The organism is Nostoc piscinale CENA21 (assembly GCF_001298445.1).
Lineage (GTDB): Bacteria > Cyanobacteriota > Cyanobacteriia > Cyanobacteriales > Nostocaceae > Nostoc_B > Nostoc_B piscinale_A.
Genome location: NZ_CP012036.1, coordinates 6,915,828 through 6,931,344, shown reverse-complemented (window position 1 = coordinate 6,931,344; position 15,517 = coordinate 6,915,828). Strand labels below are relative to the sequence as shown.

The 15,517-nt window shown below is 40.9% G+C and carries 15 protein-coding genes and 1 tRNA gene; 4 read left to right on the top strand and 12 right to left on the bottom strand.

Annotated features, from left to right (window positions below):
* Position 1 precedes the first annotated feature (1 nt).
* Both ACX27_RS29800 and ACX27_RS29795 read left to right on the top strand, forming a co-directional pair.
* Positions 2-1,849, top strand: coding sequence for an ABC transporter ATP-binding protein (locus tag ACX27_RS29800; RefSeq protein WP_235526425.1), 1,848 nt, complete (start codon positions 2-4; stop codon positions 1,847-1,849).
* Between the two features lie 108 nt (positions 1,850-1,957).
* A complete protein-coding gene (locus ACX27_RS29795; RefSeq protein ID WP_062297855.1) occupies positions 1,958-3,025 on the top strand; it encodes an aliphatic sulfonate ABC transporter substrate-binding protein in 1,068 nt (355 codons plus the stop codon).
* A 90-nt stretch (positions 3,026-3,115) separates the two neighbouring features.
* On the opposite strand, the gene ACX27_RS29790 is transcribed toward ACX27_RS29795, so the two are convergent.
* The 5 genes from ACX27_RS29790 to ACX27_RS29770 form a co-directional block, all read right to left on the bottom strand.
* Positions 3,116-3,970: an ABC transporter permease gene (locus ACX27_RS29790; RefSeq protein WP_062297853.1), complete on the bottom strand. Its 855-nt coding sequence runs from the start codon at positions 3,968-3,970 to the stop codon at positions 3,116-3,118.
* Positions 3,927-4,781 (bottom strand): ABC transporter ATP-binding protein, encoded by an 855-nt coding sequence (locus ACX27_RS29785; RefSeq protein WP_062297851.1) that lies wholly within the window; start codon positions 4,779-4,781, stop codon positions 3,927-3,929. Before ACX27_RS29785 ends, ACX27_RS29790 begins: the two co-directional genes overlap by 44 nt.
* Positions 4,782-4,992: 211 nt before the next feature.
* Positions 4,993-5,415 carry a protein tyrosine phosphatase family protein gene (locus ACX27_RS29780; protein WP_062297850.1) on the bottom strand — a complete coding sequence of 141 codons (423 nt, stop codon included), beginning with the start codon at positions 5,413-5,415 and terminating at the stop codon, positions 4,993-4,995.
* An 80-nt stretch (positions 5,416-5,495) separates the two neighbouring features.
* On the bottom strand, positions 5,496-6,317 hold the full coding sequence (locus ACX27_RS29775; RefSeq protein WP_062297848.1) for an NADPH-dependent oxidoreductase: 822 nt from the start codon (positions 6,315-6,317) through the stop codon (positions 5,496-5,498).
* A gap of 11 nt (positions 6,318-6,328) precedes the next feature.
* Positions 6,329-7,438, bottom strand: a complete 1,110-nt coding sequence (locus ACX27_RS29770; protein ID WP_062297847.1) for a sulfonate ABC transporter substrate-binding protein — start codon at positions 7,436-7,438, stop codon at positions 6,329-6,331.
* A 550-nt stretch (positions 7,439-7,988) separates the two neighbouring features.
* Here ACX27_RS29770 and ACX27_RS29765 point away from each other — a divergent pair.
* Complete coding sequence (locus ACX27_RS29765; protein ID WP_062297845.1) at positions 7,989-8,939, top strand: D-2-hydroxyacid dehydrogenase; 951 nt, start codon at positions 7,989-7,991, stop codon at positions 8,937-8,939.
* A 68-nt stretch (positions 8,940-9,007) separates the two neighbouring features.
* On the opposite strand, the gene ACX27_RS29760 is transcribed toward ACX27_RS29765, so the two are convergent.
* The 5 genes from ACX27_RS29760 to ACX27_RS35055 all read right to left on the bottom strand — a co-directional run bounded on the left by ACX27_RS29760 (position 9,008) and on the right by ACX27_RS35055 (position 12,314).
* Positions 9,008-9,532 (bottom strand): DUF2808 domain-containing protein, encoded by a 525-nt coding sequence (locus tag ACX27_RS29760; RefSeq protein WP_062297843.1) that lies wholly within the window; start codon positions 9,530-9,532, stop codon positions 9,008-9,010.
* A 632-nt stretch (positions 9,533-10,164) separates the two neighbouring features.
* Positions 10,165-10,461 carry a hypothetical protein gene (locus tag ACX27_RS29750; protein ID WP_062297839.1) on the bottom strand — a complete coding sequence of 99 codons (297 nt, stop codon included), beginning with the start codon at positions 10,459-10,461 and terminating at the stop codon, positions 10,165-10,167.
* Positions 10,462-10,845: 384 nt separating this feature from the next.
* A tRNA-Phe gene (locus tag ACX27_RS29745) sits at positions 10,846-10,918 on the bottom strand.
* A 257-nt stretch (positions 10,919-11,175) separates the two neighbouring features.
* On the bottom strand, positions 11,176-12,033 hold the full coding sequence (locus ACX27_RS29740) for a metal ABC transporter permease (RefSeq protein ID WP_062297838.1): 858 nt from the start codon (positions 12,031-12,033) through the stop codon (positions 11,176-11,178).
* Positions 12,034-12,188: 155 nt separating this feature from the next.
* Entirely contained in the window at positions 12,189-12,314 is a 126-nt protein-coding gene (locus ACX27_RS35055) for a hypothetical protein (protein ID WP_256364370.1), read from the bottom strand.
* On the opposite strand from ACX27_RS35055, the gene ACX27_RS29735 reads away from it, so the two are divergent.
* Positions 12,313-13,641, top strand: coding sequence for a GTPase family protein (locus tag ACX27_RS29735; RefSeq protein WP_062297836.1), 1,329 nt, complete (start codon positions 12,313-12,315; stop codon positions 13,639-13,641). The two genes, ACX27_RS35055 and ACX27_RS29735, sit on opposite strands and share 2 nt — an antisense overlap.
* Positions 13,642-13,865: 224 nt before the next feature.
* On the opposite strand, the gene ACX27_RS29730 is transcribed toward ACX27_RS29735, so the two are convergent.
* Together ACX27_RS29730 and ACX27_RS29725 are read right to left on the bottom strand one after the other, a co-directional pair.
* A complete protein-coding gene (locus ACX27_RS29730) occupies positions 13,866-14,891 on the bottom strand; it encodes a S66 peptidase family protein (RefSeq protein ID WP_062297835.1) in 1,026 nt (341 codons plus the stop codon).
* Positions 14,892-14,962: 71 nt separating this feature from the next.
* Complete coding sequence (locus tag ACX27_RS29725) at positions 14,963-15,349, bottom strand: nuclear transport factor 2 family protein (RefSeq protein WP_062297833.1); 387 nt, start codon at positions 15,347-15,349, stop codon at positions 14,963-14,965.
* Positions 15,350-15,517 lie beyond the last annotated feature (168 nt).

Below are 15,517 nucleotides of genomic sequence, written 5' to 3'. Positions count from 1 at the left end.
AGTGATACGCCGCAATCGCCGTTCTTTCAACAAAATTCCTCGTTCATCTCAATCCTTTCAACGTGCTGCCGATGCGCCACCCTTGCCAGATACGACCTTTAAGTTCATTTGCTATTTCGTGAACCAGTTCCGCTGGTGGTATGTGGCAATGGTGATTTTGGAGGTAATACACGCAACTTGTGGCATTATGTTGCCTTATGCCATTGGCGAAATCATCCGGAGTGTGACGCGATCGCCAGGGGACAGTCAGGAGATTTTTCATGCTGTCAGCCAACCTCTGATGTTGTTCATCGCCTTGAGTTTGGGTGAAGTGGTATTTGGGCGATCGGCTGGACTTTTGCAGACTATCCTCCATCCAATCCACCGACAGCACATCGTCCGCTCGCTATATGCTTACTTGCAACATCATTCCCATCGCTATCTAAGCAGCAGTTTTGCAGGCTCATTGGCGCATCGAATTAGCGAAACTTCTCTGGGTGTCACACAGACGATGCAAATGCTAATTAGTGAATTTATGGCAGTAATTATCGTGTATATCGTCGCTACGATTTTACTGTATCGCGCCTATCCTCCTCTGGCTGCACTCGTGGGAACGTGGGCCGTTCTGTTCATCAGTATTTCGTTCTGGTTGGCAACTCGCTGCCGAATTTACTCCCGCAGAGCCGCAGCAGCAAGAAGTGAAACAACTGGCATCATCGTAGATGCGGTAACAAATCTTACTAGTAGCAAACTATTTGCTCGCCTGGGTTTTGAACGACGTTATTTAAATGAGCGATTAAGGCAAGAACTCAAAGAGGTGAGAAAGTCTAACTGGTACTCGGAGCGAATTCGCTGGTTTCAGTATATCTCAGCAGCAATCCTGAAAATTGGCACTTTGTATTACTCGCTCTTACTCTGGAGTCAGGGTAAAATTGCTGCCGCTGATTTTGTTGTCGCCACCAGTTTGTCACTGTTAATCATCAGTGAAGCCCGAAATTTAAGTAAACGGTTTCTCGAATTTTTTGAACATATCGGTAATATTGCTAATGGCGTTCTGACTATTGTTCAACCCCATGAACTTATTGATCGAGATAATGCGATCGCTCACTCAATCACTCAGGGACAGATTGAGTTTCGCCAGGTGAATTTTAGCTACTCACTTGGAAAAAAAGTATTTGACAACCTTTCTATAACCATCCAACCAGGAGAGCGTGTCGGACTGGTTGGCTTTTCTGGCTCTGGAAAATCCACCTTCGTCAATCTGATTTTGCGTCAATTCGACCCCCAATCTGGACAGATTCTTATTGATGGGGTTGATATTCAAGATATGACTCAAGATGCCCTACACTCCCAAATTAGCTTGATTCCTCAAGATCCATCTCTGTTCCATCGGACATTAATAGAAAATATTCGTTATGGGCGAATAGATGCGGCCGACGAGGCAGTGATTGAGGCAGCACGTCAAGCCTATGCTCACGATTTTATCGCTCAGATTAAAGAAGGGTATGATTCTTTGGTGGGTGAACGTGGTGTCAAACTTTCTGGAGGGCAAAGACAAAGGATTGCGATCGCACGAGTTATCCTCAAAGATGCGCCGATCCTGATTCTTGATGAAGCCACCTCCAGCCTCGATTCCATCACTGAAAAAGCGATCCAAGATACTTTAGATTCAATGATGGATGGGAAAACCGTGATTGTAGTAGCGCATAGACTATCTACTATTGCCCATCTAGACCGCATTTTGGTATTTGACCAAGGTCGCATTATCGAAGATGGCACTCATACCACACTGTTAGCACGCCGTGGTGCTTACTACAAGTTATGGAAAATGCAGGCAGGTGGATTCTTACCTGTAGGAGTTAATAACTAGAATTAGGACTTACTCATGACTAACAAAACGTCCAGATTTTGTATTTCCTTACACTCCTAACTTGACTTTCAACACCGTCTGTCAGTAATTATTTATTTCATTGCACCTATGACTAAAATATTCAACACTCGCCGCCGTTTTATTCGGTTTGGTACAGCAGGCTTTTTGGGTTTATCAACTGCCTTGGTTCTCAGTAGTTGCAACCCCACAACCCCGCAAGCAGAAAAATCTAATACCGCAATTAATGTATCAGCTACCAGTGGTATCAAGACGAAAGTGCTGCGGATGGGATATCAACAAGCTGGTGATTTAGTTAGAGTAACAGGAGTATTAGAAAAACGTCTAGAACCTTTGGGTATCAAAGTAGAATGGGCGCAATTTGCTCAAGGGCCACAGCTGATGGAAGCTATGAACGTGGGTAAAATAGATTTAGGTTCTGTGGGAGAAACACCGCCTATCTTTGCCCAAGCGGCTGGTGCTGATATTGTTTATGTGGTTGGTTCACGACGCACCGAAAAAAGTGGTAGAGGAAGTGCGATCGCAGTTCCCCCCGATTCTCCTATTAAGAGCATCAAAGATATTAAGGGGCAGAAAGTAGTTTTTCAAAAAGCTTCTGCTTCTCACTATTTCATAATTAGAGCTTTGGAAGATGTAGGTTTAAAACCTGAAGATATTCAAGTTTTAAGTATACCTAACGTAGAAGCTAGTAGTGCATTTTTAGAAGGCAAAATTCCAGTGTGGGTAACTGGCGATCCTCATTTAGCGAGGGCTGAAAAATTAGGTAAGGTGCGGATTATTAGAACTGCCGAAGGACTTGATACTCCAGGTGGATATTATATCGGTAGGAAACAATTTGCTATCGATAATCCAGAATTACTCCGAATTGTGATTGAGGAAATTGATAAAATTCAACGCTGGGCAGAAGCTAATCCTAAAGAGACAGCAAAATTAATTACGCCTTATCAAAAACTAGATCCAGCAGTGATGGATTTGGTACTTAGTCGTCGTGGCTATGGATTAAGAGCTATTTCGCCTGAGTTAATCAGAGAACAACAAAGAGTTGCTGATTACTTCTATAAAAATGGTTTGCTTCCTAAACCTATAAATATTCAAGAAGCTGTGCTGACACCTGAACAATATGCAGCTATTACTCCTACAACGATTAGTCAGAAATAAGGGAATAGGGTTAGGTTTATTTTCTGTTTGCTCGAAGATATTTTTTAGTAAAGCTAACCCTTCTTCAATCTGAAAAACTTATTTTCCTAATTACATTGCTACCCGTGGATAAAGTCGTCCACAAATTAAGGTCAAGCCTACTAATGTTAGCAACAGAATTATACAGTCCCAACCAAAGCCATATATGCTACTTCCATTGGCTAACATCGTGCCACGCAGTGCATCAACTTGGTATGTTAAAGGATTAATATGAGACAAAAACTTTAACCAGTTGGGCATCATGGAAATCGGATAGATGGCATTACTAGCAAAAAACAAAGGCATCGTTAACAACTGTCCAATTCCTGTCATCCTTTCCCTGGTTTTTACTAAACAACCGATGATTAAAGAAAAGGCGCAAAAACAAGCAGCACCCAACAGGACAATTAATAGCACCTGGATAACAGCCAAGGGATAAAGATTAAGTTTAACTCCTAATAAGAGTGCTAACACGTATATAATAAATATTTGAGATAAACAGCGCACTCCGCAGGCTAAAGATTTACCTAATACCATTGCTACTCTTGGTGTCGGACTGGCAAGAAATTTATGCACAACTCCTAAGTCTCGTTCCCAAATTAGTGTCATCCCACCTGTAAAAATTGCTACAAATAACACACTCTGCGCTAAAATACCCGCAGCCATGAAGTCTAGATACGGTAAATCACCTGTGGGAATTGCCCGAATCTTGGTAAAGACTTGTCCAAAAATCAACAGCCACAGTGATGGTTGCACGGCTCGAACTACTAAATCAGTAGGATCATGCCGGAGTTTTCGCACTTCCATCTCTGCAATCACGAGAGTTTTTGTCAATATTTGAATAATTGTAGAGATCACATTGTTGCGGTAAAGAGGTTTTGTCTTAACCCAACCGTTGAGCTGTACGTCTGGTTCTGGCTGTATCACTGTAGTTAACTCCTGATGTTAATTGATCGCCTGTGTAATGAATAAAGACATCATCTAAGGTTGCATTTGGCTTACCCAACGAAGCTTTTAAATTACTGGGTGCGCCTGTAATCACAACTCGGCCTTGCTGCATAATCGTCACTTTGTTACACAGACTATCGGCTTCTTCTAAAAAGTGAGTAGTTAAAAATATGGTTGTACCGTAATCTGTACGCAGTTGCTGTACAAGTTGCCATACTTGAGTCCGAGCAATGGGATCTAACCCGACAGTCGGTTCATCTAAGAACAAAATCTTGGGTTGGTGCATGATAGATTGGGCAATTTCTAGTTTGCGAATCATGCCACCAGAATAGTTACGCACTAAACGATGGGCGGCAGTTTGCAAACCCATGAAATCTAGCACTTCTCGGATACGCCTTTGCCTATATTTAATAGGAATATCGTAGAGCTTGGCAAAGATTAAGAGGTTTTCGTACCCTGTCAGACTGCCATCCGCAGAAAGTGCTTGAGGTACATAGCCAAATAGCCTTCTAACAGCAGCAGCCTGATGAGTTACATCGTAGCCAGCTATAGTTGCTCTGCCTGCACTTAGAGGCAATAGCGTAGTCAACATCTTGATGGCTGTGCTTTTACCTGCTCCATTAGGGCCGAGTAAGCCAAATACTTCGCCTTGTTCTACTGTGATACTCAAATCATTGACGGCGACTGCTTTACCAAAGTAACGCGTCAATCCTTGCGTTTCTAAAATCACTGCTTGAGGGCTACTAGCAGGAGATTCCGACAAATCAGTGCTTCCTGTAAGTCTAGTCACGAGTTTGATGTAATACTAATATTTAGTTAATCTAAATATTAGCTTCGCATATTTTATAAGTCAAGAGGCGAATTTCGTTACTGATGGAGAATAAGAAAGCGATCGCCCGACAGTAGAGTGCGATCGCTAATAATTCCTGATATGCTTGCAGAGATTAGGCAAATCCTTTTGGTTTGCAGACTTGTAAACCTATTTTCATGAGGATTGCAAGTTATTTTTCCAATAAAAATTGCTTCAGGTGTGGTTGTTCTAGACTAATTCCTAACTCGGCGGCTTTTTGAGTGATTTGCTCATCAGTCAAACCATCTTGAATCGCATTGGCAATCAAGGCAATTCCCGATGCTCTAGCACCAGCTGCACAGTGAATTAATATCGGCTTAGGTAAATCAGCAATTTCCTCAAGTGCTGCCTTGGTTAACTCGTGATTTGGTTCTGTAGGTTTTAAAGGGACATTGGCATATTTTAATCCAGCTGCTTCTGCTTGCTGCTGTTCGTCACTCAAAAAACCTTGCTCATCAGGCGATCGCAAATTTATCACAGATTTAAAACCCTCAGATGCAGCTTGTTGTAATTGCTCTGGTGTGATTTGTCCAGCCGCACTCAAATCATCACTAATCTTTTTAGTATTGGTCATAATTAATACTTAAATTTTGTGAGTTTATCGTGTTTTTGATGTCTTGACAGTGGGTATCACTTCTTTCATACAACACTCTTCTAACGCAACTCAAACCCCAAATTGTTCAAAACTTGTCGCAATTTGTCGCGTCCCGATAAAGATTCCACAAACGCGATTCGTTTAGCTGAGTGTTCTGACCAATCACCAGGAACATTCATCTTTTGCGAATCATAAAATTGTTTCATAATTTCGTTATAAAACGCAATTTCCTGTTCTTGTTTTTCTAATTGATAAGTCTCCCGATGCAATATCGCCGCTTGGGGTAAACGTGGTTTAATTTCCGCATTTACCGATGAATCTGCATAACCAACACACAACCCGAACACAGCAACAACATGAGGCGGTAAATTCAACACCTCTGCGACTGCTTCTGGGTGATTCCGCAACGCACCGATATAAACAGTCCCCAAACCCAAGGATTCTGCGGCGACAACAGCATTTTGTGCTGCCAAGGCTGCATCTATAGCCGCCACCAGAAACATTTCCAGATAATTTAAACCTTCATGGGGTAATCCTTGACTTTCGGCGATGTAAGCTAATCTCGCTAAATCTGCTAACCACACAAGAAATAAAGGACACTGACGAATGTGCGCTTGGTTATTTGCTAACTGTGATAACTTTTCTTTACGTTGTGCGTCTTCAACAGCAACTAAACTCCAAGTTTGGAGATTGGAAGAAGTAGATGCAGACTGCGCTGCTGCTACTAAAGTTTCTAAAGTGTTTGGTGGTAATGGCTCGCTTAAATAAGCGCGAATCGAACGATGAGATAATAAATTAGATATAGTCTCATTCCAACGAATCTCTGCATTGAAAGCATCTATACCATAACGAAGATTGAGTAAATCAGTGCGATCGCTCATAATGACGAATACTAATTATTGAGTGTTTTAGGTGAAAAAGCTGCATATTGCTCAGGTGTCAGCATGGCTTGTTTCACATCAATTGGTTTGGGAATTAATTTTAGTTCATAGAATTTATCTGCGACTTGCTGCTGGAGAGTGATTAATTCTTGTGTAATTGGTCTAATTCCAAAGTTTCTTCTATTTGTACTTTTTTTCATGGTTTCCAAATCAATACCCAAAATAGGAGCGAGAGTCGTCGCAACTTCATCTCGATTTTGAGCAGACCATGTTTCTAAACTTTGAATTTCCTCTAGAATTGCTTTAATAATTTCTGGTTGCTGGTTAGCAAACTTTTGACTAGCGAGGTAATATCCTCCTTGCTTATTAATTCCTGCACCATCAATTAACACACGAGCATTAGCTGATTCTTCTGCTGCTGCATAAAAGGGATCCCAAATTGACCAAGCATCAATACTACCTTTGACAAAGGCTGCACGCGCATCGGCTGGAGGTAAATATATCGGCTGAATATCACTATATTTCAAACCATATTTTTCTAATATTTGTACCAGCAGATAATGTGCGCTAGAACCTTTTTGAAAAGCAATCTTTTTTCCTTTGAGGTCATTGACTGTTTTGATGGCAGAATTTTGAGGCACAAGAATCGCTGAATTAGCAGGACTAGGGATAATTCCTGCTATGTATGTAATAGCAGCACCAGCAGCTTGGGCAAAAATTGGTGGTGATTCTCCTGTATGACCTATATCGATACTGCCAACATTCATTGCTTCTAAAAGCTGTGGCCCAGCCGGAAATTCAATCCATTCAACAGATACGCCTTCAGGTTGTAGTCGCTTTTCTAAAAGTCCTTTACTTTTTAAGAGAATTGCTGATTTTTGATAGCCAAATCTAACTAATGTTGCTTTATTTTGAGTAGAGTTATTAGCAGATACATTAGTAGTATTACTTGTATTCTGTGTTGTGCAAGCGGCAAATAGCAAGCTGAGACATAAGCCAGTAATAAAAGCACCAGCTACAGAAAGAGGTACAACAGAGAAGAATTTATGTTGACGTACAACATAAGAAAACCAAAACCTCTTTAATGCTGTAGAAATTTTGTAAAAGATAAAATTAATCATTTAATCTCCAGTAGGATTTAAACTGCATAGAAAGATATGAACAACAGATTTGATGCAGAGAATGCCAACCTAGATTGAAACATTTGCATCAACATATATTTAGGTTTTCACATACATAAATAATTCAGCTAAAACAGCAATTAATTGACATTAATTTAATAATACACTAATTCGACCAATTTTTAGTAGTATAATTTTATAAGATAGTAAAATTCCAGTAAACCTGTAGTTTGCTAGTATCTATTACTACTTTAATTTCGGTATTTACAGGATAAAAAAACAAACTTGATTAATTGATAAGGTTATGGTAAATTTTAGGTTTTTAATATTAAATACGGTAAACGGATAGACTTTTAGTGCTTAAATCAAGCGTTATATTATAGGATTGTGAGACAGCAAAAATCATAAAAAAATCTTTATTGAATTTAGCACTTGGCAGATATACACCAATGTTGTTTCGTTACTAAAGATTGTGGTGTGAGAGAAAATTGCTGTAATTGCGATCGCATATTACTCAGCTATACTCAAAATATTCAAGGAGTAGAGTATTGTGAAGCTAATTCTACCGATAGAAGTTGCTGATGAGATTCAGCCGCATCTACCTAAAGATACACAAATTGTCCGAGCAGATGTTGATGGCAATATTGATGGTGATGCTACAGATGCGGAAGTATATTTCAGTTGGTTGTATTATATTAAGCCTACAACTTTACAGAAGGTTTTAGATTCAGCACCTAAATTACGTTGGCATCAAGCCACAAATGCGGGTGTCAATAACATTCTGACACCACAGTATTTAGAACGTGAAATTATCCTAACTAACGGTGCGGGGCTTCATGCTATTCCTATAGCAGAATTTGTCCTCGCTTATATGTTGTCTTACGCTAAAAATTTTCTAAAACTGCATGAATTACAAGCTCAAAAGAGTTGGCAAAGAAGTTTTAGAAACGAAGAACTGCTAGATAAAACATTATTAATTATTGGTGCAGGTGGCATTGGACAAGAAATTGCCAAGCGTGCGAAAGCTTTTGGTTTAAAAATTTTTGGTAGTCGCCGTAATCCGCAACCATTACCTAACTTTGATAAAGTGGTAGGTGCAAATGAGTGGAAAGCACTCTTAGGGGAAGCTCACTATGTGGTGATTGCTACACCTCTGACAAAAGAAACTAAAGGACTAATTGATGCAGAAGTATTCAGCCTCATGCGTCCCGATGCTTATCTGATTAATATTGCCCGTGGTGCAATTGTTGATGAAGCTGAACTTATCAAAGCATTGCAGACAGGTACAATTGCTGGTGCAGCTTTAGATACAGTATTTACAGAACCGCTACCTCCAGAAAGCCCTTTGTGGAATCAACCAAATATTTTTATTACACCCCACTGTTCTGGTCATTCTCCTCAAACTAAAGAGCGAGCAATTTCACTATTTCTTGATAATTTTACACGCTACTATAGTGGTAAACCCATGCGGAATATTGTAGATAAAGGCGCTGGTTATTAATAAATAATAAATTTGCCAGGTGAGCAATGCCCACCTGACAACAGTCTAAAATTTTTTGGTGTTTCTGTTTAGTCGTTTGGGTAAAATTGTAAGCGAGCTACACCAAGAGATTGACTTTCTGTATTCTGATTTGCAGTAGCAGCCTTGAGATCAAATAAATAAACTCCCTCATAAATAGGATTACGGTACGGTTTGAGAGCAATTTTTACTGTTGTGCCTGTTGGTAAAGGCTGCGCGAATTGAATTGTTACTGAACCGTTTTCAGTTGAGTTACTTACCGAAGAAATAGGCAGATTTTTGCTTGTGCGATCGCTCCTTTCCACAAAAGCTCTACTCTGTCTGATATCATACTCAATATCTTCCCTGCCTTGAATCTGCGTCAGCGTCACTTGTTGTAGAGGTTCTGCCCCAGAAGCAGGTATGGCAACAGTGAAGTAATAAGTTGCTGCTGCTGCACTCGTTTGATTATATGTAGTGCTGGCATCAACGGCATAGGTTTTGGAAACAGGTAGTATACATATTCCAAAACTAGCAACCAACAAAGCTTTAGACAAAATAGCAGTACTTTTCATGGCATTAATAATATATTTCATAGGTAAATTTTTTCTAAAACCAACCTAGATAATTTTTGATTTTGTATTTAATTGTTCTTAGTTCCAAGATAAAACTGAGCAAATAATAAAAGCAAATATTATTTATTGTTAAAATCATAAATAAAAGTTTTGAATAGTCTTTATTATGCTGTAACATCATGTCCGCTTGATTACTTACAAAAACCGAAGAACCCCACCCCGCCACAGCTACGCTATGTCTTCCCTCCCCGTTGACGGGGAGGGGTTGGGGGTGGGGTGCAAAGATTGTGGAAATCACAACTAATTAACCGGACATGATATAACTCCATCACTTGCAAGCCAGAGTATAAAACAATACCGTTTAATTAAGACTAAACACCAATTCTGGCGTAGGTTGGGTTTCCCTATAGTTTCACGTAAGCCGCTTCTATTCTTTAGAGGCGGAATTATTGGAAACCAGAACTCATCTGTCTGTGCAGTGTCCCACTTGCTTTACCGATTAACTGAAATCGGAATAATTGAAAACACTTCTACTCGCGGTTGTAGCGATAGACCTCGCCGAAGGTTTTTTGATTCTTAAAATCAGAGTTAACCCAAACATAAAAAAGAAACCCGACTTTATTTAAAGTCGGGTTTTTAATAGTTGAAATTGCTTATCGCATCAAAATCATACGGATTAAAATACTCATCACCTCATCTGGGTTAGCAGTAGGTAAAAGTGGACTCCAATCACTAGTGCTGGCGTAACCAACAACATGCAAATGGTGAATAGTATTGCTAACAGCTTGAGAAGAACCAATGAGTATGTGTTTAATGCGTTCTCGTTTAGGTGATGGGTTTTCAGAAACTAAATGACGGACAGGAGTATTAAACTTTTCGCCCTCTAAAAATTGTTGTAACCGAGAAGGGGGGAAATGTTGGAGTCGTGCAAACTTTTTGACTTGTGCCATGATAGTAATTATCTCCCAGAATGGGGGGTTTAGGGAAAGGCGATCGCAAGCTCTTGGCGGAGGGCGATCGCCTTTCTTAACCTCATAATACTGTATAAATTTATACTTGTAAATACCGAAATGAAAAACATTTTGTGATTTACTTATGACTTACGAATACAAAAAATCAAGGGATTGAGGAGGGTGAAGGGCTATAGGAGCAAAATCAAGTCAAAAGTTAAAAATTCTCTGACTTTTGAATTTTGACTTCCCCGTAGGCTTGTATGTATCCAAAACCCCTACACCCTTACACCCAGTCTCCATAGAAAATCTTTGTGTGTAAGTCCTGGTACTGATAAAGCAAAAACCCCTTGAAATCGTTGGATTTCAAGGGGTTTAGTGGTATGCCAGGAACGAGACTTGAACTCGTGACACGAGGATTTTCAGTCCTCTGCTCTACCAACTGAGCTATCCCGGCGGGTGCTTTGTTTTTGCGCCACGATTTATAATCTTAGCGAACAAAAAAGGATTCTGCAAGGGTCATCCAAAAAAAAAGTTATCTAAATAGAATTCAGGAGTCAGGAGCCAGAACTCAGAAGGAATTATGTGAGACACTTCTCCTACCGGAGACGCTACGCGAACGACAAGCTCACTGCATCGCTGGCGGATGAATAAGCGTTTTTAATACCCCACGCTCTTATTCTGACTCCTGAATTCTGACTTCTGAATTCTTCTTCAAGCAGTTTGCCAACCCAGCTTGATGATAACGAACACAGCTATGAATAGCAAGAACTGAACCAGTACAATACTAGGGCCAGAGGCAAGGTTAAAAATCCCGGAAACGAGAATCCCGACAATGCTGCTAATGGAACCAACAATTACCGACATCCACAAAAAACGGCTAAAATGCTGACTCATCAGCTTGGCTGTGGCGGCGGGTATCACCAAAAAGGCGTTAACTAGTAAAACTCCCACGGCTTTTATTGCCACAGCAACGGCTAGTGACAGCAGCACGACAAAGGCGTAACGATATAATTCCACGGGAATACCTTGGACTTTGGCAACATCAGGATTGAGGGTGAGTAAAATTTGCTGGCGCAAAGTCGAGAATAAAAATATAGCACTGCCTACAAGGATGAGTAAGGTTAAAGTTAAATCGGTGGCATCAATAGCGAGAATATCGCCAAACAGCACGCCCATCAAGTTACCCCGATATCCCTGAATCAAGCTAGAAAGAATGACACCGATCGCCAACGCGCCAGAAAGAACTATACTCAGTACGCTATCACTGCCTAAATCGGTTTTATCGACAAAGTAAAGGACAACAACACCAAAAACCAAAGTAAAGGGCAGTAACATCCAAGTAGGATTTAACTGTAGCAGCACACCCAAGGCTACACCAACTAAAGCCGCATGACCAACGGCATGACTAAAAAATGATAATTGTCGTAAAGTGACAAAGCTACCTAGTAAGCCTCCCAGTATACCCATCAACACCGCACCAATCAGCGCCCGTTGCATAAAGGGGAATTGTAATAAACTCACCAAATCTTGACTGTTAGCAATGGCTAACTCTGCAATGGGGTAATTCATATCATCTCCGGTGTGATTTTTGTTGATTGGAAGATTGCTATAAAGGTGCAGGTTAGGTGACGGTTGAATCATCTAAAATGGCTAGTGAGTATTTCAAGCACCTAGCCCCGACGAATGTAATTCGCGGCTACACAAGCGAAGTCCGCCTACGCGGACTAATATAAAATCAAGGGTTTGGAACCCGCGCAGGTGGGTTTTGTCTGTGTAGCGGCGACTTCAGTCGCTAGGTGCATGATTTGAATCAACTCAAACTGCCATCTATCTGCTGTTTTGATTACCATGACTGAGCAACCTAACACTAATTTGCCATCAGCAGATTCTCAATCTACCAATGAACCGCCTGGAGGTCAAACGCAGTCGGCTAATAATGATTGGAAAAACCGCATTACAGGGATCTGGCAAAAAGCTACATCTAGTTTGATGCAGTTTCTACCTGTGGAACAAGTATCGCAGACTGTGGTTGAATGGTATAGTGTCAGCGAAGCTCAGGTAGCAGAGATTTTAGAAGCTGTCCGCGCTGAACTGCCAACTACAGAAGCTTTGTTAATTGGTAAACCCCAAGCTGGTAAAAGTTCGATTGTGCGGGGACTAACTGGAGTTTCAGCAGAAATTATCGGACAAGGTTTTCGCCCCCATACCCAACATACTGAACGTTACGCCTATCCTTCTAATGATTTACCGTTGCTGATTTTTACCGATACGGTGGGGTTAGGAGATGTTAATCAGGAAACTCAAATCATCATTCAAGAGTTGTTGGGTGATTTACAAAAGGCTAGTCGCGGTGCGAGGGTGTTAATCCTCACTGTCAAGATTAATGATTTTGCCACGGATACGTTGCGAAAAATTGCCCAAAACCTACGTCAACAATATCCTGATATTCCCTGTTTACTGGCGGTGACTTGCTTACACGAAGTTTATCCTGTGGATGTGGTAGATCATCCAGCGTATCCACCAAATTATGATGAAGTTCAACGCGCTTTTGGGGAAATTCAGCAAGCCTTTAGTGGATTGTGCGATCGCGCCGTGCTGATCGACTTTACTTTAGAAGAAGATGGTTACAATCCGGTATTTTATGGTTTAGAAGAGTTTCGAGATGCTTTAGCAGAATTGTTGCCAGAAGCAGAAGCCCGCGCGATTAATCAGTTATTATCACAGGGAGTAGGTCAACAAATTGGTAATATCTACCGTGATGCAGGAAGGCGGTATATGTTGACTTTTTCAATTATGGCAGCAACATTAGCAGCCATACCTTTACCATTTGCAACCATGCCTGTGTTAACAGCATTGCAAGTATCGATGGTAGGACTGTTAGGTAAATTATACGGGCAAACCATCACACCATCACAAGCAGGCGGGATTGTGAGTGCGATCGCCGGTGGATTTTTCGCCCAAGCAATTGGACGGGAGTTAGTCAAAATTATCCCTGGTTTTGGCAGTGCGATCGCGGCTTCTTGGGCGGCGGCTTATACTTGGTCTTTAGGTGAAGCAGCTTGTGTTTATTTTGGCGATGTGATGGGTGGGAAAAAACCTGATCCACAAAAAATCCAATCTGTAATGCAAGCCGAGTTTCAAGCCGCGAAAGAAAGGTTTAGGGGGATTAAGCGGTGATGAGATTAGACAAGGGAGACAAGGTAGACAAGGTGATGCAGACTTTGTTAGGTTGTGCGATCGCTACAAATTGATTTTAGGTGTTGCTGATTAAGGGGATGAATTTTGTTTCACGCAAAGGCGCGAAAAATAAATCTTTAGTCCTAATATCTTACCAACATCTCTCCCCCTTATCCTCCTGATCCTCTTTGTCCCCCTTGTCTTCCTTGTCCCCCTTGTCCCCCTTACTCATCCCCTCTCACCACAGCCGATTCCAACATTTTAATTGTGCCAGCATCGGCATCTATTTCGACATTCAAACCAATTGGTAATGTAAATTTATCTTTGATATGACCAATCATTGAACCATACCAAGCGGGAATTTTTAAGGGGATGATATGTTCGCGTAAGACTTGAGTTAATTTAAAAGATGGTTCATCGCCGATGCTACAGTCGGTGCATCTACCAAAGATAAAACCAGAAATTTGATTGAGAATCCCAGCGTTTTTTAGCTGAGTTAACATTCGGTCTATGCGATAAACATCTTCTCTGACATCTTCCACAAATAAAATACTTTTGTGCCAAGCAGGTAGATAAGGCGAACCTACCATTGCTGCTATCACTGATAAGTTACCACCTATTAATTTACCTGTGGCTTTGCCTGATGCAATCGTCTCAAATTGTATATCTTCAGTTTTAAGATTCTGCATTGTGATTGCTTCGCCATCAAATAAGATGCGCTTGGCATAATCTACAGTAAACTCATTCCAATTAGATGTGGCATTCGGCCCGTGAAAAGTCAGGACTCGACTACGGGCATAAATAGCCAACACTAAAGCAGTAATATCACTAAACCCCATGATAATTTTAGGATGGGTGCGAATCTGGGCGTAGTTCAGTAAAGGTAAGATGCGATTACAACCCCAACCGCCGCGCATAGTCATAATGGCGTTGACGGAACTATCTGCAAACATCGCATTTACATCATTGGCGCGGTTAGCATCTGTACCAGCTAAATAGCCATACCTATCTAAAATATGGTTTCCTAATTTAATATTCAATCCTAATTCGGTGAGCGATCGCTTGGCATTGGCTAAATCTTCCGCATCAATGACACCAGCCGGAGAAATTAATCCTACCGTATCTCCCGCTTTTAGGTGGGGTGGCTTGATGATGGTGTTTGGCGATAGTTTACCTTGAACTCCAGCCAGAGGTATCTGTGTAGCTAAGGTGGTTAAACCACAGGTGGTAATAAATTTGCGTCGTTTCAAAATTGGGGAGTTGTGAGTAGAAAAGAAACTTGATTATACTGCTTCCTTTATTTCAAACTTCAAACTTCATCTTACCCCCGCAACTGTGCTACCAATTGTTTGGGGTTCCAGTAGGCGCGGGTTGTTTGAATTTTGCCGTCTTGGTTAATCTCAAAAATGGTGATTCCTTCAAAGCTGACTGATTTACCAGTTTTACTTACTCCCTGCATTGTCCACTTGACGGCTGCTTCATTAGCAGCGACAAAAATATGTTCAGTTGTTGCGGCTAGTTTCTCAAATACAGCTTGCAATTGCCCGATAAATCGGTGATAATCTTCCCGAATCTTGACAGGGGGTTCACCAACTGGATCATGACTCACCGCATCTTCAGCAAAGTTCACTATCCAGCCTTCTGGATTCATTGCGGTAATGTTGCTAAAGTAGGCTGCAATTATGGTTTCAATGGTGGTGCTTGACATGACTGAGTTTTAGTAATGGAGAGAACAAACGGATAGATAACAATGAACAATAGACACAAGGGAGAGAGTTTTTGTCAACAATTTTAGGATTGCCATAGATTATACAACCTATTATTTGCTGAACTGTATTCATCCATCAGCCAAGTAAGTTGCTAAATTAATAAAGTA